Source organism: Klebsiella sp. P1CD1 (genome assembly GCF_003790505.1).
Lineage (GTDB): Bacteria > Pseudomonadota > Gammaproteobacteria > Enterobacterales > Enterobacteriaceae > Klebsiella > Klebsiella variicola.
In genome coordinates this window covers 3,121,887-3,144,771 of the sequence record NZ_CP033631.1, presented here as the reverse complement: position 1 = coordinate 3,144,771, position 22,885 = coordinate 3,121,887, and the positions used below count along the sequence as shown (strand labels likewise).

Below are 22,885 nucleotides of genomic sequence, written 5' to 3'. Positions count from 1 at the left end.
ACATGTCTGGTGGATTAGTTACAGCTGCATACATTGTTGCCGCAATCCTGTTTATTTTCAGCCTGGCGGGTCTGTCGAAACACGAAACGTCGCAGCAGGGCAACTATTTCGGCATCGCCGGGATGGCTATCGCCCTGATCGCCACGATTCTGGGGCCGGACGCCGGCAACGTCGGTTGGATCATCCTCGCGATGGTGATCGGTGGGGCGATCGGTATTCGTCTGGCGAAAAAGGTCGAGATGACCGAGATGCCGGAGCTGGTGGCTATCCTGCACAGCTTCGTGGGCCTGGCGGCGGTGCTGGTGGGTTTTAACAGCTACCTGCAGCATGAAACCGGGATGGAGCAGATTCTGGTCAATATCCATTTGACCGAAGTGTTCCTCGGCATCTTCATCGGTGCAGTCACCTTCACCGGTTCGGTGGTGGCGTTTGGTAAACTGCGCGGCAAAATTTCCTCGAAGCCGCTGATGCTGCCCAATCGCCATAAGCTGAACCTGGCGGCGCTGGTGGTCTCCTTCGTGCTGATGGTGATTTTTGTTCGCGCCGACAGCACTGGTACCCAGGTCCTGTGCCTGCTGGTGATGACCGCGATCGCGCTGGCCTTCGGCTGGCACCTGGTGGCTTCTATCGGCGGCGCGGATATGCCGGTGGTGGTTTCCATGCTCAACTCCTACTCGGGCTGGGCGGCAGCGGCAGCGGGCTTTATGCTGAGCAATGACCTGCTGATCGTCACCGGCGCGCTGGTGGGTTCTTCCGGTGCCATCCTCTCTTACATTATGTGTAAGGCGATGAACCGCTCCTTTATCAGCGTGATTGCTGGCGGCTTCGGCACCGATGGGTCTTCCAGCGGCGGCGATGAAGAAGTGGGCGAACATCGCGAGATTAGCGCGGAAGAGACAGCGGAGATGCTGAAAAACTCGCAGTCGGTGATCATCACCCCTGGCTACGGTATGGCGGTGGCCCAGGCGCAGTATCCGGTGGCAGAAATTACCGAGAAGCTGCGGGCGCGGGGTATCAAAGTACGCTTTGGTATTCACCCGGTGGCCGGGCGTCTGCCGGGGCATATGAACGTGCTGCTGGCGGAAGCCAAAGTGCCTTACGACATCGTGCTGGAGATGGATGAGATCAACGATGATTTCAGCGATACCGACACCGTGCTGGTGATTGGCGCCAACGACACCGTCAACCCGGCGGCGCAGGACGACCCGAAGAGCCCTATCGCGGGTATGCCAGTGTTGGAAGTCTGGAAAGCGCAGAACGTGGTGGTCTTTAAGCGTTCGATGAACACTGGCTACGCCGGCGTACAGAACCCGCTGTTCTTCAAAGAGAACACCCATATGCTGTTTGGGGATGCGAAAGCCAGCGTCGATGCGATCCTGAAAGCGCTGTAATGTAGCACGCTTGTTTTACAACGTTTGTTTATAAGCCGTCTCCTGTGAGACGGCTTTTTTATATGCGGAGAGATGCCTGGAATTGTTCATAAAATAAGCGGTGAGAGATGATATAATGTCCCGGTTATTACATCAGACAGAGGATATTATGGATACCGAGTTAACCCCAACGCAGATGGCCATCGAATTCTTACGCCGCGACACTACCGTCATGACCCCAGCGCAGTATCTGAAAAAGCTGAAACTGCTGGAGCTGGAGTTTGCTGACCTGATGGCGCTCTCATCGCTGGAGCTGAAAGAAGAGATCGATCTGGCCTGGCGTCTGGGTATCCACTAAGCCATTCTCGCTGGACAGTGACAGGGGCCGCCAGCGGCCCTTTTTTTGTGCCTGACTGGCAGCAAGCAAAAAAAATCCCCCGCGAGGCGGGGGAAGATGAGCGGTACGAGAAGAGGGTTAATCGTCGTCGTCGTCGTCCAGTTCCACCGGCGTCTGGTAGGCCTCCGGTTTGAGTACCAGCAGGTCACAGCGCAGATGATCGACCACCTGTTCCGCGGTATTGCCGAGGAACGCCGCTGACAGGCCGGTACGTCCGACCGTTCCCAGCACCACGATCCCCGCCTGCAGATGCTCGGCGAGATCCGGGATCACCTCCTCAGGTAGGCCTTTTTCCACGTGGGTGAATTTCTCATCGATGCCAAACTTCTGCCGCAGCGCTTTCATCGCCAGCAGGTGCTGACCGCGAATGGCGTCGTTGTAGACGCTGGGATCAAAATCCGGGAGCTCAATCGCGATATTGATGGGGGTTACCGGGTAGGCGCCGATGAGATGTACTTCGGTATGGTTGACTTCTTGCGCCAGCGACAGCGTTTCCCGAACCAGCTTTTCGTTCAGGGTGTTGTGATAATTCTCTTCGCTGGCGAGATTGACCGCGACCAGCGCTTTGCCACCTTCCGGCCACGGTTGGTCTTTTACCATCCACACCGGGCAGGGGCACTTACGCAACAGATGCCAGTCGGTGGGTGTGAAGATCACTGCCTCCAGTTTGTCGTGCTGGTGGGCCATCTTCAACAGCAGGTCGTGTTTCTCGCTAATAACTTCCTGAATAATGGCTTCGAAGGGGCGGTTGTGCCACACCACTTTTACGTCGATCGGCACACCCGATTCAATATAGAATTTCGCCTGCTCGCGGATCCAGGCTGTACGTTGGGCAATAACGCCCTGGCGCATCGCCGTGCGTTCGTCCGGCGACAGCAGGGTGGTCATTTCATAAGAAAAATCATAGATCGGCAAAAAGGCTTTGATGCGTCCACCAATCCGTTGGTGCAGGTACACCGCGCGCCTAAGTGCCGGCTGGTCGTCCTGGTTAGGATCGATTACTACCAGCATGCTCTGATACTTCGCCATACAGGGTCTCCTTACAACTGCAGCTACCGTCAGTTACTAAAAAGATAACCTATATGGATGAATTGAAACAGGGGAGGAGCCTGGTCAGATCAACAAATCTTAAAAAATTGCCGATCGTGACCAGGTGGTGCGCAGAGATTAAGCGACGTTGCGCGCCTGACCGGCCAGCTGGGCCAGCAGATCGCTGTTTTCAATGGTGATGTATTTGCCTTTCACCGCCAGCATGCCGCTTTTCTGGAAACGCCCCAGCAGACGGCTGATGGTTTCGACAGTGAGGCCGAGATAGTTGCCAATGTCGCCGCGGGTCATGGTCAGGCGGAACTCACGCGGTGAGAAACCGCGCTGGGCGAAACGACGAGAGAGGTTGTAGATAAACGCCGCCAGACGCTCTTCGGCATTCTTTTTGGAAAGCAGCAGGATCATATCCTGGTCGCCTTTAATCTCACCGCTCATCAGGCGCATCATTTGCTGACGCAGATTCGGCATTTTTCCGGAAAGATCGTCAAGGGTTTCAAAGGGGATTTCGCAGACCATCGAGGTTTCCAGCGCCTGCGCAAAGCTCGGGTGCAGACCGGTGCCGATGGCGTCGAAGCCCACCAGATCGCCCGCCAGATGGAAGCCGGTGATCTGCTCATCACCTTGCTCAGTGATGGTGTAGCTTTTGATGGTCCCGGAGCGAATAGCGTACAACGACTTCAGCTCATCACCGGCTTTGAACAAGGTTTGACCTTTCTGGATAGGCTTTTTCCGCTCGATAATATTATCCAGCTGATCAAGCTCATGCTCGTTCAGAGTAAAGGGGATGCAGAGCTGGCTGATACTGCAATCCTGACAATGGATAGCACAACCGCCAGACTGAATGCGTCGAATAATTCGCTTCTCAGGGATCATATGTCTGCTCAGGCCTTAATTGATATTGGTCAATTTTAACATCTTTTTGATCAGCAGGTAAGTCTTCAGACCCGGAAACACGTAATATCAGCAGGGTAAATCAAAATGGCTGTATATCTGATTGATAAGCAATAGATTATTTCGCTATGTTTGATTGTAAAATTACCTGAAGATTCCAGAAAAGGCATTTTCAGTCAAAGTAAAAGATACCCTTCATGGCGCAATAACCACTCTTTTCGCTGCACGCCCCCGGCATAGCCGGTCAGGGTGCCGTTACGCCCGATGACCCGATGACAGGGCACCACGATACTCACCGGATTGGCGCCATTGGCGGCCCCCACGGCGCGAGCGGCGCCGGGGCGTCCGAGCGCCTCGGCTAGCTGGCCATAGTGCATCACCTGGCCACAGGGGATATCGCGTAACGCCTGCCAGACCTGACGCTGGAACGGGGTGCCAGCGGTGGCGGTAGGCAGGGTATTGATAATCGCCAGATCGCCGGCGAAATAGTCGTTCAGCTTACTGCTGAGGCCGCCTGGGTTGCGGCAGTCGACGCGCTGATAGCCTTCCCGTCGATAGTGAACGTCGAGCAGGGTTTCCATCCGACCGCGGTGCTCGTCCCACTCGACGGCGCGCAAATTAAACTGTTCGTCGCAAAGTACCCACAGCGGCCCCAGCGGGGTATCCATTTTATCCTGCAGCAAGGTCAACATCGTTTCTGTCATCCACCATCGTACATGAGGGGCACACGATACCACGCGCTGACGACAGTCAACTATACTCCCAAAAGATAAAGCCGCATCACGGGCTGGCGCTCTGCCTAAGCCACGATGATTTATTTTTGGATCGATCCTGGCGGGTTATCGGGCATGGTTTTTGCTACTTTTTAACTGACGATACCGGTGCTTCACGCGCCTGGTAGGGTGCCGACGCCTCAGCGCGGCGCTGTTAATCACTCAGAGGTGGGGCTATGCAATATATACTGACTGGCGTACTGGTATTGATCATCAGCGGCTTAGCGATCCACGGTCTGACCCTGGTGTTTGAAAGGGTGTACAAAGCGCTTTTCTATAAATTAGCCAGTGTGGATCATGCGGCCAGCAAAGTGAAAACGAAGGTGTCGCGTTAAGGCTATACGGCCATCCCTGGCCTGCCAGCAGGTTAAGGAAGACGCGGATAGATGCCAGGGCCGATCGGCAGTCCCACCAGATACCATCCCACCAGCAACAGCAGCCAGACGGCGAGAAAAATCAGCGGGTAAGGGAGCACCAGCGAGTAGTAGGTGCCGAGGCGGGCATCCGGTCGGTAGCGCTGTAGGAAGCCGAGAAACAGCGGCACAAACGGCGACACCGGCGCCAGCGGCAGCACCGATGAATCGGCGATGCGAAACAGGATCTGCGCAAAGGCCGGGTGAAAGCCCAGCAGCATAAACATCGGCACGAAGATCGGCGCCAGAATCGACCAGATGGCCGAGCCGCTGGCGATAAACATACACAGAAAAGCCGACAGCAGCGCGAGCCCGACAAACGCCGGGACGCCGTTCATCCCGGCGCTCTCCAGCAGGTCCGTCAGACCGACGGCCATAAACTTGCCCATGTTGCTCCAGTTGAACATCGCCACGAACTGCGCCAGCGGGAAGACCATCACGATAAACCCGGCCATCTCTTTCATCGGCTCAATCATCAGCTGCGGCAGGTCGGCCTGGCGGCGAATTTTGCCGGTGGCGATGCCGTATGCCAGCGACACGACAAAGAAGAAAAAGATAATCAGCGGCACGATGCCTTTGATAAACGGCGAGGGCATGACCGTGTGTTGAACCGGGTCGCGAAGAATACCGTTCTCGGGGACCACCATCAGGGCGACGACCGCCACGAATACCAGCGTTGCCACGCCGGCGATGCGCAGGCCGAAACGCTCCTCGGGCGTCAGCGTCTGCAGCTTTTCATCACGACTGCCTTGCCACTGCCCCAGCCGCGGCTCCACCAGCTTATCGGTGATCAGTCCGCCGACGAGCGTCAGAACGATCACCGAGGTCGCCATAAAGTACCAGTTGTCGATCACGCTGACGTGCAAAGAGGCATCGATGGATTTTGCCGCCTCGGTGCTGATCCCCGAGAGCAGTACGTCGGTGGTGACGATCAGTAAATTGGCGGTAAAGCCGCAGCCCACACCGGCAATCGCCGCCAACAGGCCGGCGACAGGATGCCGACCGACGGCGAGGAACATCAGCGCGCCCAGCGGCGGCATAATTACCAGCGCCGCGTCAGAAGAGATATGGCTGAAGAAGGCGATAAACAGCACCATATAGCTGGCATATCGGGCGCTGACGTGAGAGGCCATCTTCACCATCAGCGCGGGTAACAGGCCCACCCGCTCGGCGAAGCCGGCGCCCAGCACCAGGGCGAGGATCGCCCCCAGCGGCGCGAAACCGCTGAAGTTTTTAATGACGTTGGGCAAAAACCAGTGCAACCCTTCCACGCTGAGCAGATTTTTGACCACCACCCGTGAACCATCCGTAGGGTTCTGCACCCCGACGTTGAAGGCGGAAAGTATCGCCGTGGCCGCGATCAGCGCCACGATAAGATAGATAAACAGCAAAAACGGGTGCGGGACTTTGTTACCGATCTTCTCTACCCAGCCATAGCGCTTTCCGCCGGGGGAAGACGACGGTATGGATGACATACTCATGGGCGTTCCTCTGTTGTCGTTGTTGTGTTGGGCAGGCCTGCTCCCGTACTGCCGGCGGTTATTATGGTCGGTGCGTGCCGCGATGCCGGTCAGCGTTGGCCAGGAGTAGCCTGTCTTAAGTGGTTATCGTAAAACGGACGGACTCACCTCCGCCGGGATCGGGCAACGATAGGGGCGTTCGGCCAGTACCTGCCTGAGTTCTTGTTGGCTGGCCGCCAGCAGGGCGCTGTCGCTGAATAAACGGATCGCGGTCGCCGCGAGCACTTTCCCCGCCAGCAACATCCCTTTATGGGCAATGGAGGTTCTGCCCTGGCTCACCAGCTGCCAGCTGTGCAGCGGGGTTCCCACCGCGAAGCACGGGCTGAAGCACTGAGCCACCGGCGCTTTCCAGCTGACATCGCCGACGTCAGTGGAGCCGGCGAGGACGTTATCCGTGGCCGCCCAGGGCGCCACCTCATCAATCAGCAGCGTGTCGCGGTGGCGACGAGCGAACGTTTTGCCTTCCTCCCCACTGGTGCCGGCAATATTGTTCAGGCTGTTGTTAATATCGTTGGCGCTGAGGGTGGCGCGTATCGCCGCGGCAAAAGCGCGCTCCTCGTCGCTCCAGGCGGGGGTACCGTAATGACAGACCGCCTGATACATCGCCGCCTCAAGCGTGCGGTTGGGGAGATAGCTGGAGCAGGCTTTTTCAAAGCGGCAGCTGACCTGGGTCTCGGTCATCAGCGCGGCCCCCTGAGCAATCTTCTCGATGCGGGCGAAGATCTCCTCCGCGTCGGCCATCTCCGGCGCACGGATCAGATACAGAACTTCCGCCTGAGCCTGCACCACGTTGGGCGAGACACCGCCGGTATCGGTAATGGCATAATGGACCCGCGCCTTCTCGATGATATGTTCATTGAGGAAGTTGCTGCCGGTGGTCATCAGAGTGACGGCATCCAGCGCGCTCCGGCCCAGGTGCGGCGAATTCGCAGCGTGGGCGGCGGTGCCGGTAAAACGCCATGTCGCCTGAATATTGGCGAGGGTGCGGGTGCTGAACATCCCGGCCCAGGCTTCCGGATGCCAGGTCAGCGCCGCATCGACATCATCAAACAACCCTTCGCGCACCATAAAGGTTTTTCCCGATCCGCCTTCCTCGCCGGGACAACCATAGAAGCGCAGCGTGCCCGCGCCGCCATGCTGTTGCAGCCAGGCTTTGGCGGCGACCGCCGCGGCGAATGCCGCCGTACCGAGCAGATTGTGCCCGCAGCCGTGGCCGTTGGCTCCCGGTGTCGAGGGTGTCGGTTCCGCGCAGTGCGCCTGCTGGCTGAGGCCCGCCAGGGCGTCAAATTCGCCGAGCAGGGCAATCACCGGTTGGCCTTCGCCGACGCTGGCGATAAAGGCATTCGGGATCCCACCCGCATCGCGAGTGAGCTGGAAACCTTCTGCCTCCAGCGCATCCGCCAGGCGTTGGGCGGACCAGTACTCCTCAAAGCGGGTCTCCGGGTGATCCCAGATGTCATCGGCGATGGCGCAGTACGCCTCGCGTCGCGTCTCAATCATCTCGTCCACAAACTGAAAAATGGCTTCCATTACACCCCCCGCTGCCAGGGAAAGTTAAGCGCGATACGCGCCAGAGTTTCTACCGCTAGCGCCATGACGCTCTCGTCGAAGTCAAACTTCTCGTTGTGGTGACCGGCGCTCAGTTGGGTGCCGAAGATCATGTACGAGGCGAGGCCGCCGCGCGCCTGGACCCGGGCCATCATCAGGGTGGCGTCTTCCGAGCCCGCCGGGGCGGCGATACGATCCACCGCCTGTTGCACGCCGGGCACACGGGCGGCCTGTTCGCGCAGATAGTCCACCCACGCCGGCGACGGCGCGCTGGCGGTCGCCGCACCCATCATGCGTAGTTCGTAGCGGGCTTCGTACATCGCCGCCGCCCCGGCGATGACGTGCTGCGCCCGCTCGAACACGTACTGGTTAATGGCTTCGCTTTCACCGCGGGTTTCCACTTTTAACAGCGCGGAAGAGGGCACCACGTTGCGCCCGGTGCCCGCCTGCATCACCCCGACGTTGACCCGCGAGGCGCCGGCGCTGTGCGGCGGGATGGCGTGCAGGCCAAGAGCGGCCTGGGCGGCGGCCAGCAGCGCGTTGCGCCCCTCCTCCGGCTTGCCGCCGGCGTGGGCGGCCACGCCGCTGAACTGCACGTCGAATTTAGTAGTGGCCATAAAGTTGTCGCCACCGCAGACGACGGTACCTGCCGGCACACCGGTCCCGATATGGATCGCCGTGAAATAATCCACGTCATCCACCACGCCGGCGGCCACCATCGCCCGGGCGCCGCGGGTGCCCTCTTCAGCGGGCTGGAAAATCAGTTTGATCACCCCGTTGAGCTGCGCGGCATACTGCTTCAGGACATGCGCCAGGCCCAGCCCGATGGCGGTATGGCCATCATGGCCGCAGGCGTGCATCATGCCGGCGTTGCAGGAGGCGAAATGGTCGCGATGAGGGCGGTGGCTGTCGTCGTGCTGTTCATTGAGGTCAAGGGCATCCATATCGACGCGGAAGGCCAGGGTTGGGCCGGGCCGCCCGGTGTCGAGCGTGGCGACCACGCCGGCGAAACCGCCTTCAAACGCCGGCAGCCAGCGTTCCGGCGCGCCCTGTTCGCGGGCGCGCTCGAAAGCCTGGGCCAGGGTATCCTCGTCCGGCAGCCCCATCCGGCTATCGGCATCGATGACATCGCGCCCCAGCGCCAGCTGATAGCCGAGCCCGTCGAGGATCTCCGCCACCTTGCTGGCAGTGCGGAATTCCAGCCAGCCGGATTCCGCGTGCAGGTGAAAATCACGGCGCCATTGGATCATGGCCGGCGCCAGCTGGTGGAGGTATTCATCAAGTTGCGGCATAGCTCATCCTGTCATAAGTAAAAAATGTGACGGTGTTCACGATGTGATAGCTTTTGTTTATCACTTGCGTTTTACAGGCCGTATCCCACTTAACCTGCCACAGCCTGATGGATTACAGTAGATGTGAATTTCTTCTGTCTGATAAACAATGGTTATCACCGAAAGCATGGCATTTCAGATTAAATTTCATCATATCCGCGCCTTCGTCGAAGTGGCCCGGGAAGGGAGTATTCGCGGTGCCAGCCGGGCGCTGGCGGTCTCGCAGCCGGCCCTGACCAAAGCGATTAAAGAGCTGGAGGAGGGGCTTTCCGCCCAGCTGTTCGTGCGCCGCAGTCAGGGGGTGGCGCTGACCGAAAACGGCGAAAGCTTTTACCAACATGCGAGCTTGATCCTTGAGGAGCTGCGGGCGGCGCAGGACGAACTGCTGCAGCGTCAGGGCGAGCAGGCCGGGCAAATTAATATTGGCCTTGGCGCCAGCGTCGCCCGGTCGCTGATGCCGTCGGTGATCTGTCGCTTTCATCAGCAGCATCCGCAGGTAAAGGTGCGGATCATGGAGGGCCAGCTGCTGGCGATGATCAATGAGCTGCGCCAGGGAGAGCTGGATTTCACCATCAATACCTATTACCCCGGGCCGTACGACCATGAGTTCAGCTTTGAGAAACTGTTTGAGAAACCGTTCGCGGTGTTTGCCCGCGCGGGACATCCGGCGGCGCAGGCCACCTCGCTGGGGGAGTTGATGGATCACCACTGGACCATGCCGACGCCGCGCGGCAGCTACTTTAAACAGCTGCAGGACCGGCTTAATCAGGCCGGGTTAGCGCCTAAGGTAGATATTGTTTGCGAAACCTTCTCGTCGTGCATTAGCCTGGTGGTGAAAAGTGATTTTCTCAGCATCCTGCCGGTGGAGCTCGGCAACGATCCGCTGATGGCGGACAAGCTGGTGATGATCCCTGTCCGCGACGTCTTGCCGACGGCCACCTATTATCTGATCCAGCGGCGCGATACCCGTCAGACGCCATTAACGGCGTCGTTAATCACGCTGTTTCGCCGCCAAAGCCGACAATTGTTTCCTTAATCGCCCGTCGCGCTCACTTTGCCAGCGAACGCGGCTAAACGCGTTGAGGGGGGAGCGCCGGGCGGCTATAGTAGCTGGCGACAGCCGCTGGAGGAGAGCCCATGAACCTTGATGACAAATCCCTGTTTCTTGACGCCATGGAAGATGTCCAGCCTCTGAAACGTAAAAATGACGTGCACTGGCATCCCGGGCGCAACAGCCGGGCCCCGCAGCGCGTCGATACCCTGCAACTGGATAATTTTCTCACCACCGGCTATCTCGATATCGTGCCGCTCGCCACGCCGCTGGAGTTTAAGCGTGAAGGGCTGCAGAGCGGCGTGCTGGATAAGCTGCGGCGGGGGAAATACAGCCAGCAGGCGAGCCTCTCCCTGCTGCGCCAGCCGGTGGAACAGTGCCGACAGATGCTCTTCGCCTTTATGGTGCAGGCGCAGAAAGAGGGGTTACGTAATGTGCTGATCGTTCACGGCAAAGGCCGCGACGACCAGTCCCACGCCAATATTATCCGCAGCTATCTGGCGCGCTGGCTGGAAGAGCTGCCGGAGGTGCAGGCCTTCTGCGCCGCGCTTCCACATCATGGCGGCAGCGGCGCCTGCTATGTCGCGCTGCGTAAATCGGCCGAGGCGAAGCAGGAGACCTGGGAGCAGCACGCCAAGCGCAGTCGTTAGCGCAGAAGCAGCGTCAGCTCGTGGGCGGCTTTTTGCAGCTCCGGCAGCACGCGATCGATCATCTCGCGGGCCGACATCTGGCCCGCATGCACCCCAACGTTCAGCGCCGCCTGGACCTGCCCCTGAGCGTTAAACAGCGGTACCGCGAGGGAGCGCAGGCCCATCTCCAGCTCCTGGTCGTTGAGGGCATACCCCTGCTGATGCACCCGTTTCAGTTCGGCGCGCAGCTTCGCCACCGAATCCACCGTCTGCGGGGTGTAGCGGATCATGGTCACCCGAGCCAGCATGTCGTTGAGCTTCTCCTCCGGCTGATGGCTGAGCAGCACCCGGCCCATCGAGGTCGCCCAGGCCGGAAGGCGGCTGCCGATATCCAGGTCGATGGTCATAATCCGCGAGCTGGAGGCGCGGGCGATATACAGAATATCGTCCCCGTCGAGGGTGGCGATGGAGCAGGACTCGTTGAGCATTTCGCTCAGATGTCGCAGCACCGGCTGCGCCGAACGCGCCAGCGGCGTCGAGGCCAGCCAGGCGTGGCCCAGCGCCAGGATCCGCGGTCGCAGCTGGAAATTCTTACCGTCTTCGGCATACACGAACCCCAGCTTGCTCAGGGTATACAGGCAGCGGCGCACCGCCGCGCGCGGAATGCCGGTCTTCTGGCTGATCTGCGAGATAGACAGCAGGGGCCGCTGCGGCGTGAACGCCTGAATCACCTCCAGGCCGCGCGCCAGGGAGGCCATAAAGTTAGGATCGCCCTTAAACGGATCGCCGTCGCCGGTCAGTAAATCGTCTGGATGCTTGTCCATTTCTGTTCCCCATATTTGCCATCGATCACATTCTTTCGCTAAAGATAACCGATGTTCGATTATCGCACCATATTTCGATTATCGCCCTTGACCGACATCGTTAAGCGGGTCACATTTTGTGCGAACAACGAATAAAAGTGCGATTACCGCACATCACTGGAGCGACCTGATGATTGATAAAAGCGTATCGACGCTGAGCGAGGCCATCGCCGGGATCCACGACGGGGCGACTATTATGATCGGCGGCTTTGGTCCCGCCGGCCAGCCGACCTTTCTGATTGACGCCCTGATTGACCAGGGCGCCCGCGACCTGACCATCATTAATAACAACGCCGGCAACGGGGAAGTGGGTCTCGCGGCGCTGCTGAAAGCCGGGCGAGTACGCAAGATGATCTGCTCCTTCCCGCGCCAGGTGGATTCCCAGATTTTCGATGACCTCTATCGCCGCGGCAAAGTGGAGCTGGAGCTGGTGCCGCAGGGTAACCTCGCGGCGCGGATCCAGGCGGCTGGCGCCGGGCTGGGGGCAGTGTTTACCCCCACCGGCTACGGCACACCGCTGGCGGAAGGCAAGGAGACGCGGGAAATCGATGGTCGCCATTACGTACTGGAATATCCGATTAAAGCCGATTTCGCGCTGATTAAGGCCCATCAGGGCGACCGCTGGGGCAACCTGGTCTATCGCAAGGCGGCGCGCAACTTTGGCCCGATCATGGCGACGGCGGCGAAAACCACCATCGTCGAGGTCTCGCAGCTGGTGCCGCTGGGCGACCTCGACCCGGAACACATCATCACCCCCGGCATTTTCGTCCAGCGTGTCTTCTCGCTGGAAAACCTGACTGCCGCACAACGCGCCTGAGGAGCCCGAGATGCAAAAACTGACCCGTGACGAAATGGCCCAGCGCGTGGCCCGCGATATTCCCGAAGGCGCTTACGTCAACCTCGGCATCGGCCTGCCGACCCGCATTGCCAATTACCTGCCCGCCGACAAAGAAGTGTTCCTGCACAGCGAAAACGGCCTGTTGGGGATGGGGCCGAAACCGCAGCCCGGGGAAGAAGATCCCGAGCTGATCAATGCCGGTAAAGAGTATGTCACCCTCCTGCAGGGCGGCTGCTATTTCCACCACGGCGACTCCTTCGCCATGATGCGCGGCGGCCATCTCGATATCTGCGTGCTGGGGGCCTATCAGGTCTCCGCCAGCGGCGACCTCGCCAACTGGAGCACCGGTGCGCCGGATGCGATCCCGGCCGTTGGCGGGGCGATGGATCTGGCCATCGGCGCCCGCCAGGTGTTCGTGATGATGGACCACCTGACCCGTGACGGCGAGTGCAAGCTGGTGGCGCAGTGCAGCTACCCGCTGACCGGCGTCGGCTGCGTCAGCCGGATCTATACCGACCTGGCGGTGATCGACATCACCGACCGCGGCCCGGTGGTACGTGAAATCTTTAACGGTCTCTCTTTTGAAGAGCTGCAGCGCATCACTCCGGTGGCGCTGACCTTTGAACAACTGGCGGAAAGCGCGTAAGGAACCTATGATGAATCAGGCATTTATCTGTGATGCGGTACGTACACCCTTTGGCCGTTTCGGTGGTACCCTGGCGACGATGCGCGCCGACGACCTCGCGGCGCTGCCATTAAAAGCCCTGCTGGAGCGTAACCCGGGACTGGATCCCTCGCGCATTGACGATGTGATCTTTGGCTGCGCCAACCAGGCCGGGGAAGATAACCGCAACGTGGCGCGGATGGCGCTGCTGCTGGCCGGGCTGCCGGAGAGCGTGCCCGGGAGCACCATCAACCGCCTGTGCGGTTCCAGCCTCGATGCGATCGGCGTCGCGGCGCGGGCGATTAAAAGCGGCGAGACGCAGCTGATGATCGCCGGTGGCGTGGAGAGCATGTCCCGCGCGCCGTTTGTGATGGGGAAAGCGGAGAGCGCCTTTAGCCGCAGCATGCAGATGGAGGATACCACCATCGGCTGGCGCTTTATTAACCCACAGATGAAAGCCCTGTACGGCGTGCATTCCATGCCGGAGACGGCGGAAAACGTCGCCGATGAGTTTGCCATTTCCCGTGCCGATCAGGACGCGTTCGCCTTACGCAGTCAACTGCGTACCGCCGCGGCGCAGGAGGCGGGGCGTTTCGCCGATGAGCTGATCGCCGTCCAGGTGCCGCAGCGTAAAGGCGAGCCACTGCTGTTTAGCCGCGATGAGCACCCGCGCAGTACCTCGCTGGAGGCGCTGGCTAAACTGCGCGGCGTGGTGCGCGCCGACGGCAGCGTCACCGCCGGAAACGCCTCCGGCGTTAACGATGGCGCCTGTGCGCTGCTGCTGGCCAGCGAGACGGCGCTGGCGGCTCACGATCTTCAACCGCTGGCCCGGGTGGTCGGCGTGGCGACGGCGGGTGTTGCGCCGCGGATCATGGGCTTTGGCCCGGCGCCCGCGGTGCGTAAGGTGCTGGCGCAGACCGGCCTGACATTAGCCCAGATGGATGTCATCGAACTGAATGAAGCCTTCGCCGCTCAGGCGCTGGCGGTGACCCGTGATCTGGGCTTACCGGATGATGCCGCCCACGTGAACCCTAACGGCGGGGCGATCGCGCTGGGCCACCCGCTCGGTGCCTCCGGCGGCCGGCTGGCGATGACCGCGGCTTATCAGCTGAAACGGACCGGCGGCCGCTACGCCCTGTGCACCATGTGCATCGGCGTCGGACAGGGGATCGCCCTGATTATTGAACGTGTTTAAGGAGCCAGAATGAGTTTGTTGACCCCAATGCTGCGCAGCAGTCCGCTGACCGACTGGTTCAGCGACGCGCAGCGGGTGCAGGGCATGCTGGATTTTGAAGCGGCGCTGGCGCAGGCGCAGGCCGTCTGCGGGATGGTGCCGCCGGAAGCGGTCGGGCCGATTGTCGCGGCCTGCCGCCACGAGACCATCGATTTTGCCGCGCTGGGCGAGGCGGCGGTGGGGGCCGGTAACCTGGCGATCCCGCTGGTGAAACAGCTGACGGTACAGGTAAAAGCGCGAGATCCCGAGGCTGCGCGCTACGTCCACTGGGGAGCCACCAGTCAGGACGCCATCGACACCGGACTGGTGCTCCAGCTGCGCGGGGCGCTGGATGCCGCTGAGACCTTGCTTGAGCAGCTGTTGGCTGCCCTGGCTCTCCAGGCGGATCGTTATCGCGATACTGTCATGCCGGGTCGGACCTGGATGCAGCATGCGCTGCCGGTGACCTTTGGCCTGAAGCTGGCGGGCACCCTCGACGCGCTCCTGCGCTGGCAGCAGCGGCTGCGCGAGATGCGTCCGCGGCTGCGGGTGCTGCAGTTTGGCGGCGCCGCGGGCACTCTGGACGCGCTAAAAGAGAAAGGGCCGGCGGTTGGCCAGGCGCTGGCGCAGATCCTCGGTCTGTCGCTGCCGGATACCCCGTGGCACAGCCAGCGCGATCGGCTGCTGGAGGCGGGCGCCTGGTTTGCCGGTGTCTGCGGTACCCTGGGGAAATTCGCTAACGACTTCTCTCTGCTGATGCAGACCGAAGTGGCTGAGGTCGGCGAGCCGGTGGCGGAAGGCCGCGGCGGCTCATCGACGATGCCGCATAAGCGCAATCCGGTGGCCTGCGCGGCGATCCTGACCGCCGCCCAGCGTACGCCGGGGCTGATGGCGACCCTCTACGCCAGCCAGCTCCAGCAGCACGAGCGGGCGCTGGGCGGCTGGCAGGCGGAGTGGGAGACGCTGCCGGATCTGATTACTCTGGTGGGCGGGGCGCTGGCGCAAAGTGAAGCGCTGGTGCGCGATATGCAGGTCTTCCCGCAGAAAATGCGTGCCGATCTCGATATCACCCACGGGCTGATCATGGCCGAGGCGGTGACCCTGGCGCTGGCGGAATTCATCGGCAAAGCCGAGGCGCATCATCATATCGAGGCGCTGTGCCGTCAGGCGCTGGACCGTCACTCTCCGCTGGTCGATCTGCTCGCGGCTGACCCACAGGTCAGTCAGTATCTCTCTCGTGAACGCTTAACCACGCTGCTGGACCCGGCAACGGCGACCGGCAGCGCCGAACGCTTTGTGCGCCAGGTGCTGGCGCGTTATCAGGAGCAACGTGATGAATCTTGATTATCAACTCGACGGGCCGGAGGGCGCGCCGGTTATCGTCCTCTCCAACTCGCTGGGCACCTCCCGGGCGATGTGGCAGCCGCAGATCGAGGCGTTAACCGCCCATTTTCGGGTGCTGCGCTATGACACCCACGGTCACGGTAATACGACGAAAAATGGCAAAGTGACCCTCGCCCAGCTGGGGGAAGATGTGATTGCGCTGCTCGATCACCTGAATATCGACCGCGCCTGGTTCTGCGGGATCTCGATGGGCGGTCTGACCGGCCTGTGGCTGGGACGCTTTGCGCCAGAACGTTTTTATGGTCTGGCCGTTGCCAACACCGCGGCGCGCATTGGCGATCAGGCCAGCTGGCTGTCGCGGGCGCGGGCGGTACGCCAGGAGGGAATGGCGGTGGTGGCCGCCGGGGCGGCGGATCGCTGGTTCACTCATGCGTTTCGCCAGAAGGCGCCGGAGGTGGTGGAGGCGCTATGCCACCAGTTAACCCATACCGACGTCGAAGGCTATGCCGCCTGCTGCGAGGCGCTGGCCGCCGCCGACCTGCGGGGCGAAGTGGGGCAGATCCCGCTGCCGACATTAATTATCGCCGGTGAAAGTGACCCTGTCACTACGGTCAGTGACGCCAGTTTCCTGCAGCAGCAGATCCCCGCTTCCCAGGTGGTGGTGCTGGCGGCATCGCATCTGTCAAACATTGAGGCGCCGAAAAGCTTTACTTCGGCGCTGCTGAGCTTTTTCCAGGGGGAACGCCATGGAGGATAAACAGCGCTATCAGGACGGAATGACGGTACGGCGCAAAGTATTGGGCGACGCCCACGTCGACCGTACCCTGCAGCATCTGACGCCGTTGAATGACGAGTTTCAGGACTTTATCACCCGCTACGCCTGGGGTGAGACCTGGACCCGTCCGGGGCTCGACCACCACACCCGCAGCATGATCACCATTGCCATGCTGATTGCTCTCAATCGCGAGGCGGAGCTGAAGATGCATCTGCGCGCGTCGTTTAACAACGGGGTAACCCGCGATGAGCTGAAAGAGTTGATCATGCACTCTGCGCTGTACTGTGGGCTGCCGGCGGCGAATGCCACGATGCATCTGGCGCAGCAGGTGTTTGACGACATCGACGCCGCGCAGGGTTGAGTCGTCGTCCGAGTCGGATTGCCCGGCAGTCGTTGTAGGCGGGGTAAGGCGCAGCCGCCACCCGGCGAAATAACGGCACAACCGGAAATGTCCCTGTTCGCACTATGTTTGGCAGGGCTACAACTTCTATGTTAATTCCGGGCAGATTGCGCTCCCGGTTGATCTTCTGCGTTATGTCACTCATGGCGCGGGGAGCGCACAGGGGGCGGCCAGTCGCCGCCGCCCCCTGTACCCCCGGGCTCCGGCCAGCAACATCGCCACTGCGTGGTGCCTTCGACTTATCCCTGCAGGCTTCGGGTCGGGCCGAGGCAGCGTCCCTGCAAAACACGGCCCTCAGCCCGCATCCATGCGGGCTGCCCCGGCCTGCCGGGAACGTCTCAGCGATTTTGAGGCCGCCAGCATCGGCAGTTTCAGTCGCGCAAGTGGGTAAATGAGTGACAGGTCGCACGATCCGTAGGCCGGGCAAGGCGTTAGCCACCGCCCGGCACAAACGCGGCTCTGCGCTGGCTGTTCTTGCTCAGCGGTGAAGCCGCCACCCGGCGGAAATGCCGCTATATTAGCCCTTATTTCTCAGGCTCCTGCGGCGCGACGGCTGGGGCGGCGTACCAGGCCTCCTGCGGCACCACCACCGCCGCCTTGGGCTGCATCACAAAGTTCGGCGACATAATCTGCACGCCGAATTCGTTAAACACATCAATAATACTGCTATGCAACGCGTTGCGGCCATCCGGCAGCTTAGTTGTGGGGAGCAAGCGCACCTGCAGCTCATACGCGGTGTACCAGTCAAGCAACCCCAGCTTGCGAACTATCGGGGCGATTTGTTGATCCACCCCAGGGGTGCGTCTTGCCGCCAGCTCCAGCAGCGCATGCACCTGACGCCACGGCGTATCGTAGCCGATGGTGACGCTGGTGGTGAGATTGAACCCGCCGTCGGTGCTCTCGGCGCTGAGATTAATAATTTTCCCGCTCACCACCACGGCGTTCGGGACGGTGACAATGTAATTCTCACGGGTGAGGATCTTGGTCGCCAGCACGCCAATCTCGCTGACCTGTCCCTCATTGTCGGCGAGGCGGATCCAGTCGCCTTTGCGCAGCGCCCGGGAGTAGATCAGCACCAGGCCGCTCATCGCATGGGTCATCACCCCGGTCGACCCGAGAGTCAGCATCAGGCCGAAGAACACGCTAATGCCTTTGAAGGCGAGGGAGTTGGCGCCGGGGAGGAACGGGTAGGCGGCGGACAGGGCAAACAGCCAGATGACCACCGAGATCAACCGGCGGGTGGCGCTGACGGTTTCCGGATGGATGCCCGGCACCTGAATGCGGCCGGCGGCGACCTGGTCGAGAGCCACTTTCACCAGGCGAATGATGAGCCAGGTGATCAGGAAAATAAGCACCACGATCATCAGCCCCGGCAGGGAGGCGACAATCGACAGGGAGAGATCGCGGATCACGCCCAGCGACCAGTCACCCAGCGATTCACTCCACACCCGTGTCCAGGGAAACAGGCTGAAGGCCCAGCTCAGCCAGAGATAACTGGCCAGCATGCCGACGAGAATGACCAGCACAGCATAGAGTCGAACTTCAATATTGCCGAGATAGCGCCGCCAGTGCTGCGGGATGGCGCTGCGTTTTTCAAGGATCCGCAGCAGGAAAAAGCGCCGCACCCGCCGCCAGGCGCGGAAGGCGCCGTAGTAAAACAGCGCCAGCAGCAGCCCACCGGCCAGCGCTTTGCCGGCTGAAAGCAGCAGATAACGGTCGTTGAACTGTTCCTGCAGGCTGGTGCGCTGGGCCTCCATTCGCGCCAGCACCCGCTGGGCCGCCTGGTCGAGGGTTAAATCATCGCCCTCATCGAGATCCGCCTGGCTCAGCAGCAGCACCGGTTTGCCGTTCATCAGAAACAGCCGGCCCGGCTGACCATAGCGGTTGACCGCAACGACCCGCAGCGGTTGGCGAATATCGTCTTCAGTAAAGGCGCGTAAGGCGCTGCGGGTACGCAGGACGCGCTCTTCGGGCGTGGTCTGGCCGAAAGTAGCCTGCAACATGACGACAGGTTGATGGAAAATCGTGACTGTGCGTGCCTGCTCGCGGGCGGTCGGCTGTTGTCGCGGTTCGGCAGCCAGCGCCGGCTTTAGCACCAGCAGCGCCAGCGCCCAGAGGATCACCACGCTCATCCTGTTCATAGAGGCACCTGAGAAAGAGAATTATTGTTATTTTTCAGCAAACAACGGACGGCTTGTAGTTGAGCATAGCCTGGCGCGAAATGAATTCAAGCTGGCGCGGCGTGGGCATAAAAAAAGCCGTCGCCCAAACGGCGACGGCCTGATATCAGCGTCAGAAGTGAGCGTTAGCCGTGCTGTTGACAGCCGGCACACTGCTTATTCTGGATCTGCTGGAAGAAGTCGTTACCTTTATCATCAACCAGAATAAACGCCGGGAAATCTTCCACTTCGATTTTCCAGATAGCTTCCATCCCCAGTTCCGGATAGGCCACGCACTCGAGGCTCTTAATGCTCTGCTGGGCGAGCACTGCTGCCGGGCCGCCAATGCTGCCGAGGTAGAAGCCGCCGTGTTTATGGCAGGCATCGGTCACCTGCTGGCTGCGGTTGCCTTTCGCCAGCATTACCATGCTCGCGCCGTGCGACTGCAGCAGATCGACATAAGAGTCCATGCGGCCTGCGGTAGTCGGACCGAGGGAGCCGGAGGCATAACCGGTCGGCGTCTTCGCCGGGCCCGCGTAGTAGATCGGGTGATCTTTGACGTACTGCGGCAGCGCCTCGCCGTTATCAATAAGCTCTTTTAGCTTGGCGTGGGCGATGTCGCGGGCCACGATGATGGTGCCGTTGAGGCTCAGGCGGGTTGAGACCGGGTGCGCCGACAGTTGCGCCAGGATTTCGCTCATCGGCTGATTCAGGTTGATGCTGACGACATTGCCTTCACCCTGCTGACGCAGATGTTCAGGGATATATTTCCCCGGATTGCTCTCCAGCTTCTCGATCCAGATGCCGTCGCGGTTGATTTTCGCTTTGATGTTGCGGTCGGCGGAGCAGGAGACGCCCATGCCGATCGGGCAGGAGGCGCCGTGGCGCGGCAGACGGATCACCCGGATATCGTGAGCGAAGTATTTCCCGCCAAACTGCGCGCCGAGGCCGAGGTTCTGCGCTTCCTGCAGCAGCTCCTGCTCCAGCTGGACGTCGCGAAACGCCTGACCGTGCTCGTTGCCTTCGGTCGGCAGGCCGTCGTAGTAGCGGGTGGAGGCCAGCTTCACGGTCTTCAGCGTCGCTTCTGCCGAGGTACCGCCGATCACAAACGCGATATGGTATGGCGGGCAGGCGGCGGTACCGAGGGTACGCATCTTCTCGACCAGATAGTTTTTCAGCTTCGCCGGAGTGATCAGCGCTTTGGTTTCCTGATAGAGATAGGTTTTATTGGCGGAACCGCCGCCTTTCGCCATACACAGGAACTTATACTCTTCACCGTCGACGCTGTAGAGATCGATCTGCGCCGGCAGGTTGGTGCCGGTGTTGACCTCTTTATACATATCCAGCGGCGCGTTCTGTGAGTAACGCAGGTTATCTTCGGTATAGGTGTTGTAAACGCCCTGCGCCAGGGCGGCTTCATCGCCACCGCCGGTCCAGACGCGCTGGCCTTTTTTACCCATGATGATCGCGGTGCCGGTATCCTGACAGGTGGGCAGAATACCTTTGGCGGCGATTTCGGAGTTGCGCAGGAACTGCAGCGCCACGTATTTGTCGTTTTCGCTGGCTTCCGGGTCGAGCAGAATCGAGGCGACCTGCTGCTGATGCGCCGGGCGAAGCATAAAGGAGGCGTCATGGAAGGCCTGCTGGGCGAGCAGGGTCAGCGCCTGCGGCTCTACTTTCAGAACCGGCTGGCCGTCAAATTCGGCGACAGAGACGTGCTCTTTGCTGAGCAGATAGTATTCGGTATCGTCGTGCGCCAGCGGGAACGGATCCTGATAAACAAACGGTTTAGTCGACATAGTCACTTACTCCATAAAGATAAAAACCGCCGGGGTGGTCCCGGCGGTTATGAATCAGAACATCATGGACATCCACGGATAGCCAATCAGCAGCAGGGCGGCCAGGAAGATGGCGCCAAAGATGGTGCCGAGGCGCCAGTAGTCTTTGGTCGGCAGGTAGCCGCTGCCGTAGTAGATTGGGCTTGGGCCAGTACCGTACGGGGTGATAATCCCCATCACGCCCAGCGAGGTGACCATCAGCAGGACGAACACTTCCATATTCATACCCGGAATGGTGGCCGCAATAGTCAGCATGGCCGGCAGCAGGGCAGTGGTGTGCGCGGTGGTGCTGGCAAACAGGTAGTGCAGCAGGTAGAACGCCAGCAGCAGGACGATGGTCGCCACGCCTGGGGAGATACCGCCCATCAGCGCGCCGCCCTCTTTACCCAGCCAGGCGATGAAACCGGTGGAGGAGAGGCCGTCGGCCAGCGCCACCAGGGTGGCAAACCAGACAAAGGTGTTCCACGCCGCTTTGTTGTTGGTGATGTCGCTCCAGGAGAGCACGCCGGTCCACAGCATCAGCACGATAACCAGCAGGGCGGCCAGCGCCGGTTCAATCCAGTCGGCGGCGAAGATCCACATCATCAGCGCGAAGCAGACGAACACCAGCAGCAGAATTTCATTGCGCGACAGTTTGCCCAGTTTTTCCAGCTCACGCGCGGCCCACAGCGGCACTTCGTTATTGATTTTCACTTCCGGCGGATAGAACCAGTAAGCCAGCAGCGGCATAGTCAGGATCAGCAGGACACCGAGCGGCAGGAAGGCGATGAACCAGGTCCCCCACGAGATGTTGATGCCGACGATGCTTTTTACCAGCGCCAGGGCCAGCAGGTTCGGTGCCAGCGCTGACAGGAACATCGAGCTGGTGATACAGGCGGCGGTGATCGCCACCCACATCAGATAGGAACCGATTTTACGCGCGCTCGGGTCGTTTGGTTTTGAACCGTACAGCGGCGGCAGGTTGGCAATAATCGGGTAGATGGTACCGCCGCTGCGCGCGGTGTTAGACGGCGTAAACGGCGCCAGCAACAGGTCAGCGAAGGTGATGGCGTAGCCCAGCGTCAGGCTGCGACGGCCAAGATATTTCACCAGGATCAGCGCCAGGCGGCGGCCAAACTGGGTTTTATCGTAGCCGGCGGCGAACATGAACGCGCCGAAGATAAGCCAGACCGTGGAGTTGCCGAAGCCGCTCACCGCCCATTTAAAGGAGGCGCCGGCCAGCTTGAAGCTCGGGGCGGCCATCTGTTCCGGGCTGAACAACAGCCACTGGCTACAGAGGGCGATCACCACCACGCCGGTGATGCCGATAACGGCGCCAGGCAGCGGTTCAAAAATTAACCCGACGATCACCCCGACGAAGATGGCGAAGTAGTGCCAGGCGTACGGCGGCAGGCCGTCCGGGACCGGAACGAACAATAACAGTACGGCAACGATAATCGGCAGCGCCATCATCAGGAGACGTTTTTTAGTCGCAGTCGTTGGATTGACTGCACCGGCAGGCGGTATGGTTGTCTTTTTCTCTTTCATAATGAGTATCTGCAAGTTGTTGAAAATAGCGTTTACGCCAGCGACATGCTCAGTGATTTCTTTAATTACAAAAGTTACTTTAGTTTTTATTTTTCGTTTCTGAGTATCGTTAGGGCGTTTATTTAACGCGTTTGTCTGGGCGTTAAATTAAATTTGTTGGTTATTTATATATTGCGCTTTCAATGGCCGTTGCAATTGATCGAGATCAAGAAAAGCAGGTGATTTCACTATTTTTTTATTATCAGTATAACCCTATATGATGAGGTGTTAATTTGGCTAAAATATCGATAAATG

21 protein-coding genes are annotated in these 22,885 nt (G+C 60.2%); 11 read left to right on the top strand and 10 right to left on the bottom strand.

Translation table 11 applies throughout. The features are described 5' to 3' along the window. Window positions 1-2 precede the first annotated feature (2 nt). Both pntB and DTA24_RS15735 read left to right on the top strand, forming a co-directional pair. Window positions 3-1,391: a Re/Si-specific NAD(P)(+) transhydrogenase subunit beta gene (gene pntB / locus DTA24_RS15740; protein ID WP_012541888.1), complete on the top strand. Its 1,389-nt coding sequence runs from the start codon at window positions 3-5 to the stop codon at window positions 1,389-1,391. 148 nt (window positions 1,392-1,539) lie between these two features. Further along, complete coding sequence (locus DTA24_RS15735; protein WP_004887037.1) at window positions 1,540-1,728, top strand: YdiH family protein; 189 nt, start codon at window positions 1,540-1,542, stop codon at window positions 1,726-1,728. 117 nt (window positions 1,729-1,845) lie between these two features. Here DTA24_RS15735 and uspE read toward each other — a convergent pair whose 3' ends face one another. From uspE to ogt, 3 genes are all read right to left on the bottom strand, one after another. Continuing rightward, on the bottom strand, window positions 1,846-2,796 hold the full coding sequence (uspE, locus tag DTA24_RS15730) for a universal stress protein UspE (protein ID WP_008805063.1): 951 nt from the start codon (window positions 2,794-2,796) through the stop codon (window positions 1,846-1,848). A gap of 138 nt (window positions 2,797-2,934) precedes the next feature. Next, window positions 2,935-3,687 (bottom strand): fumarate/nitrate reduction transcriptional regulator Fnr, encoded by a 753-nt coding sequence (gene fnr / locus DTA24_RS15725; RefSeq protein ID WP_002903394.1) that lies wholly within the window; start codon window positions 3,685-3,687, stop codon window positions 2,935-2,937. Window positions 3,688-3,881: 194 nt separating this feature from the next. Further along, window positions 3,882-4,397 carry a methylated-DNA--[protein]-cysteine S-methyltransferase gene (gene ogt, locus DTA24_RS15720; RefSeq protein WP_123836937.1) on the bottom strand — a complete coding sequence of 172 codons (516 nt, stop codon included), beginning with the start codon at window positions 4,395-4,397 and terminating at the stop codon, window positions 3,882-3,884. 257 nt (window positions 4,398-4,654) lie between these two features. On the opposite strand from ogt, the gene DTA24_RS15715 reads away from it, so the two are divergent. Further along, on the top strand, window positions 4,655-4,813 hold the full coding sequence (locus DTA24_RS15715) for a hypothetical protein (protein ID WP_012541886.1): 159 nt from the start codon (window positions 4,655-4,657) through the stop codon (window positions 4,811-4,813). A 32-nt stretch (window positions 4,814-4,845) separates the two neighbouring features. Here DTA24_RS15715 and abgT read toward each other — a convergent pair whose 3' ends face one another. The 3 genes from abgT to DTA24_RS15700 all read right to left on the bottom strand — a co-directional run bounded on the left by abgT (window position 4,846) and on the right by DTA24_RS15700 (window position 9,251). Beyond that, window positions 4,846-6,372 carry a p-aminobenzoyl-glutamate transporter gene (abgT, locus tag DTA24_RS15710; RefSeq protein ID WP_022065675.1) on the bottom strand — a complete coding sequence of 509 codons (1,527 nt, stop codon included), beginning with the start codon at window positions 6,370-6,372 and terminating at the stop codon, window positions 4,846-4,848. A gap of 123 nt (window positions 6,373-6,495) precedes the next feature. Continuing rightward, window positions 6,496-7,941, bottom strand: a complete 1,446-nt coding sequence (locus tag DTA24_RS15705) for a M20 family metallopeptidase (RefSeq protein WP_117138220.1) — start codon at window positions 7,939-7,941, stop codon at window positions 6,496-6,498. Next, window positions 7,941-9,251, bottom strand: coding sequence for a M20 family metallo-hydrolase (locus DTA24_RS15700; protein WP_032735491.1), 1,311 nt, complete (start codon window positions 9,249-9,251; stop codon window positions 7,941-7,943). The genes DTA24_RS15705 and DTA24_RS15700 overlap by 1 nt, the downstream gene beginning before the upstream one ends. A gap of 166 nt (window positions 9,252-9,417) precedes the next feature. On the opposite strand from DTA24_RS15700, the gene DTA24_RS15695 reads away from it, so the two are divergent. Then, window positions 9,418-10,326 (top strand): LysR family transcriptional regulator, encoded by a 909-nt coding sequence (locus DTA24_RS15695; protein ID WP_008805057.1) that lies wholly within the window; start codon window positions 9,418-9,420, stop codon window positions 10,324-10,326. A gap of 101 nt (window positions 10,327-10,427) precedes the next feature. After that, a complete protein-coding gene (smrA, locus tag DTA24_RS15690) occupies window positions 10,428-10,991 on the top strand; it encodes a DNA endonuclease SmrA (RefSeq protein ID WP_008805056.1) in 564 nt (187 codons plus the stop codon). On the opposite strand, the gene DTA24_RS15685 is transcribed toward smrA, so the two are convergent. After that, window positions 10,988-11,794 (bottom strand): IclR family transcriptional regulator C-terminal domain-containing protein, encoded by an 807-nt coding sequence (locus tag DTA24_RS15685; RefSeq protein WP_049155794.1) that lies wholly within the window; start codon window positions 11,792-11,794, stop codon window positions 10,988-10,990. The two genes, smrA and DTA24_RS15685, sit on opposite strands and share 4 nt — an antisense overlap. A 169-nt stretch (window positions 11,795-11,963) precedes the next feature. Here DTA24_RS15685 and DTA24_RS15680 point away from each other — a divergent pair, with 169 nt between their 5' ends. Genes DTA24_RS15680 through pcaC form a run of 6 tightly spaced genes read left to right on the top strand, consistent with a single transcriptional unit; the run spans window position 11,964 to window position 17,028 of the window. Continuing rightward, window positions 11,964-12,650, top strand: coding sequence for a 3-oxoacid CoA-transferase subunit A (locus tag DTA24_RS15680; protein WP_008805054.1), 687 nt, complete (start codon window positions 11,964-11,966; stop codon window positions 12,648-12,650). A 10-nt stretch (window positions 12,651-12,660) separates the two neighbouring features. Beyond that, the gene (locus DTA24_RS15675; RefSeq protein ID WP_012541879.1) at window positions 12,661-13,317 is read left to right on the top strand and encodes a 3-oxoacid CoA-transferase subunit B; all 657 of its coding nucleotides are present in this window, start codon (window positions 12,661-12,663) and stop codon (window positions 13,315-13,317) included. 10 nt (window positions 13,318-13,327) lie between these two features. Next, a complete protein-coding gene (pcaF, locus tag DTA24_RS15670; protein ID WP_008805052.1) occupies window positions 13,328-14,530 on the top strand; it encodes a 3-oxoadipyl-CoA thiolase in 1,203 nt (400 codons plus the stop codon). A 9-nt stretch (window positions 14,531-14,539) separates the two neighbouring features. Beyond that, window positions 14,540-15,892, top strand: coding sequence for a 3-carboxy-cis,cis-muconate cycloisomerase (locus tag DTA24_RS15665; protein ID WP_043875363.1), 1,353 nt, complete (start codon window positions 14,540-14,542; stop codon window positions 15,890-15,892). Next, window positions 15,882-16,649, top strand: a complete 768-nt coding sequence (gene pcaD, locus DTA24_RS15660; RefSeq protein ID WP_123836936.1) for a 3-oxoadipate enol-lactonase — start codon at window positions 15,882-15,884, stop codon at window positions 16,647-16,649. Before DTA24_RS15665 ends, pcaD begins: the two co-directional genes overlap by 11 nt. Then, window positions 16,639-17,028, top strand: coding sequence for a 4-carboxymuconolactone decarboxylase (gene pcaC, locus DTA24_RS15655; protein ID WP_008805049.1), 390 nt, complete (start codon window positions 16,639-16,641; stop codon window positions 17,026-17,028). The genes pcaD and pcaC overlap by 11 nt, the downstream gene beginning before the upstream one ends. 563 nt (window positions 17,029-17,591) lie before the next feature. On the opposite strand, the gene DTA24_RS15645 is transcribed toward pcaC, so the two are convergent. The 3 genes from DTA24_RS15645 to DTA24_RS15635 all read right to left on the bottom strand — a co-directional run bounded on the left by DTA24_RS15645 (window position 17,592) and on the right by DTA24_RS15635 (window position 22,591). Beyond that, window positions 17,592-19,208 carry a mechanosensitive ion channel family protein gene (locus DTA24_RS15645; RefSeq protein ID WP_012968328.1) on the bottom strand — a complete coding sequence of 539 codons (1,617 nt, stop codon included), beginning with the start codon at window positions 19,206-19,208 and terminating at the stop codon, window positions 17,592-17,594. A gap of 164 nt (window positions 19,209-19,372) precedes the next feature. After that, window positions 19,373-21,025: a class I fumarate hydratase FumA gene (gene fumA, locus DTA24_RS15640; RefSeq protein ID WP_012968327.1), complete on the bottom strand. Its 1,653-nt coding sequence runs from the start codon at window positions 21,023-21,025 to the stop codon at window positions 19,373-19,375. 54 nt (window positions 21,026-21,079) lie between these two features. Beyond that, on the bottom strand, window positions 21,080-22,591 hold the full coding sequence (locus DTA24_RS15635; protein ID WP_012968326.1) for an anion permease: 1,512 nt from the start codon (window positions 22,589-22,591) through the stop codon (window positions 21,080-21,082). Window positions 22,592-22,885: the final 294 nt, after the last annotated feature.

Excerpts from the sequence above, each read along its gene's own strand:
- DTA24_RS15715 (WP_012541886.1), top strand. The coding sequence starts at position 4,655 with ATGCAATATATACTGACTGGCGTACTGGTATTGATCATCAGCGGCTTA.
- ogt (WP_123836937.1), bottom strand. The coding sequence starts at position 4,397 with ATGTTGACCTTGCTGCAGGATAAAATGGATACCCCGCTGGGGCCGCTG.
- DTA24_RS15645 (WP_012968328.1), bottom strand. The coding sequence starts at position 19,208 with ATGAACAGGATGAGCGTGGTGATCCTCTGGGCGCTGGCGCTGCTGGTG.
- pcaF (WP_008805052.1), top strand. The coding sequence starts at position 13,328 with ATGAATCAGGCATTTATCTGTGATGCGGTACGTACACCCTTTGGCCGT.
- DTA24_RS15685 (WP_049155794.1), bottom strand. The coding sequence starts at position 11,794 with ATGGACAAGCATCCAGACGATTTACTGACCGGCGACGGCGATCCGTTT.
- DTA24_RS15680 (WP_008805054.1), top strand. The coding sequence starts at position 11,964 with ATGATTGATAAAAGCGTATCGACGCTGAGCGAGGCCATCGCCGGGATC.
- DTA24_RS15735 (WP_004887037.1), top strand. The coding sequence starts at position 1,540 with ATGGATACCGAGTTAACCCCAACGCAGATGGCCATCGAATTCTTACGC.
- pcaD (WP_123836936.1), top strand. The coding sequence starts at position 15,882 with ATGAATCTTGATTATCAACTCGACGGGCCGGAGGGCGCGCCGGTTATC.
- smrA (WP_008805056.1), top strand. The coding sequence starts at position 10,428 with ATGAACCTTGATGACAAATCCCTGTTTCTTGACGCCATGGAAGATGTC.
- pntB (WP_012541888.1), top strand. The coding sequence starts at position 3 with ATGTCTGGTGGATTAGTTACAGCTGCATACATTGTTGCCGCAATCCTG.
- fnr (WP_002903394.1), bottom strand. The coding sequence starts at position 3,687 with ATGATCCCTGAGAAGCGAATTATTCGACGCATTCAGTCTGGCGGTTGT.
- abgT (WP_022065675.1), bottom strand. The coding sequence starts at position 6,372 with ATGAGTATGTCATCCATACCGTCGTCTTCCCCCGGCGGAAAGCGCTAT.
- DTA24_RS15695 (WP_008805057.1), top strand. The coding sequence starts at position 9,418 with ATGGCATTTCAGATTAAATTTCATCATATCCGCGCCTTCGTCGAAGTG.
- DTA24_RS15665 (WP_043875363.1), top strand. The coding sequence starts at position 14,540 with ATGAGTTTGTTGACCCCAATGCTGCGCAGCAGTCCGCTGACCGACTGG.
- DTA24_RS15700 (WP_032735491.1), bottom strand. The coding sequence starts at position 9,251 with ATGCCGCAACTTGATGAATACCTCCACCAGCTGGCGCCGGCCATGATC.
- pcaC (WP_008805049.1), top strand. The coding sequence starts at position 16,639 with ATGGAGGATAAACAGCGCTATCAGGACGGAATGACGGTACGGCGCAAA.
- fumA (WP_012968327.1), bottom strand. The coding sequence starts at position 21,025 with ATGTCGACTAAACCGTTTGTTTATCAGGATCCGTTCCCGCTGGCGCAC.
- DTA24_RS15675 (WP_012541879.1), top strand. The coding sequence starts at position 12,661 with ATGCAAAAACTGACCCGTGACGAAATGGCCCAGCGCGTGGCCCGCGAT.
- uspE (WP_008805063.1), bottom strand. The coding sequence starts at position 2,796 with ATGGCGAAGTATCAGAGCATGCTGGTAGTAATCGATCCTAACCAGGAC.
- DTA24_RS15635 (WP_012968326.1), bottom strand. The coding sequence starts at position 22,591 with ATGAAAGAGAAAAAGACAACCATACCGCCTGCCGGTGCAGTCAATCCA.
- DTA24_RS15705 (WP_117138220.1), bottom strand. The coding sequence starts at position 7,941 with ATGGAAGCCATTTTTCAGTTTGTGGACGAGATGATTGAGACGCGACGC.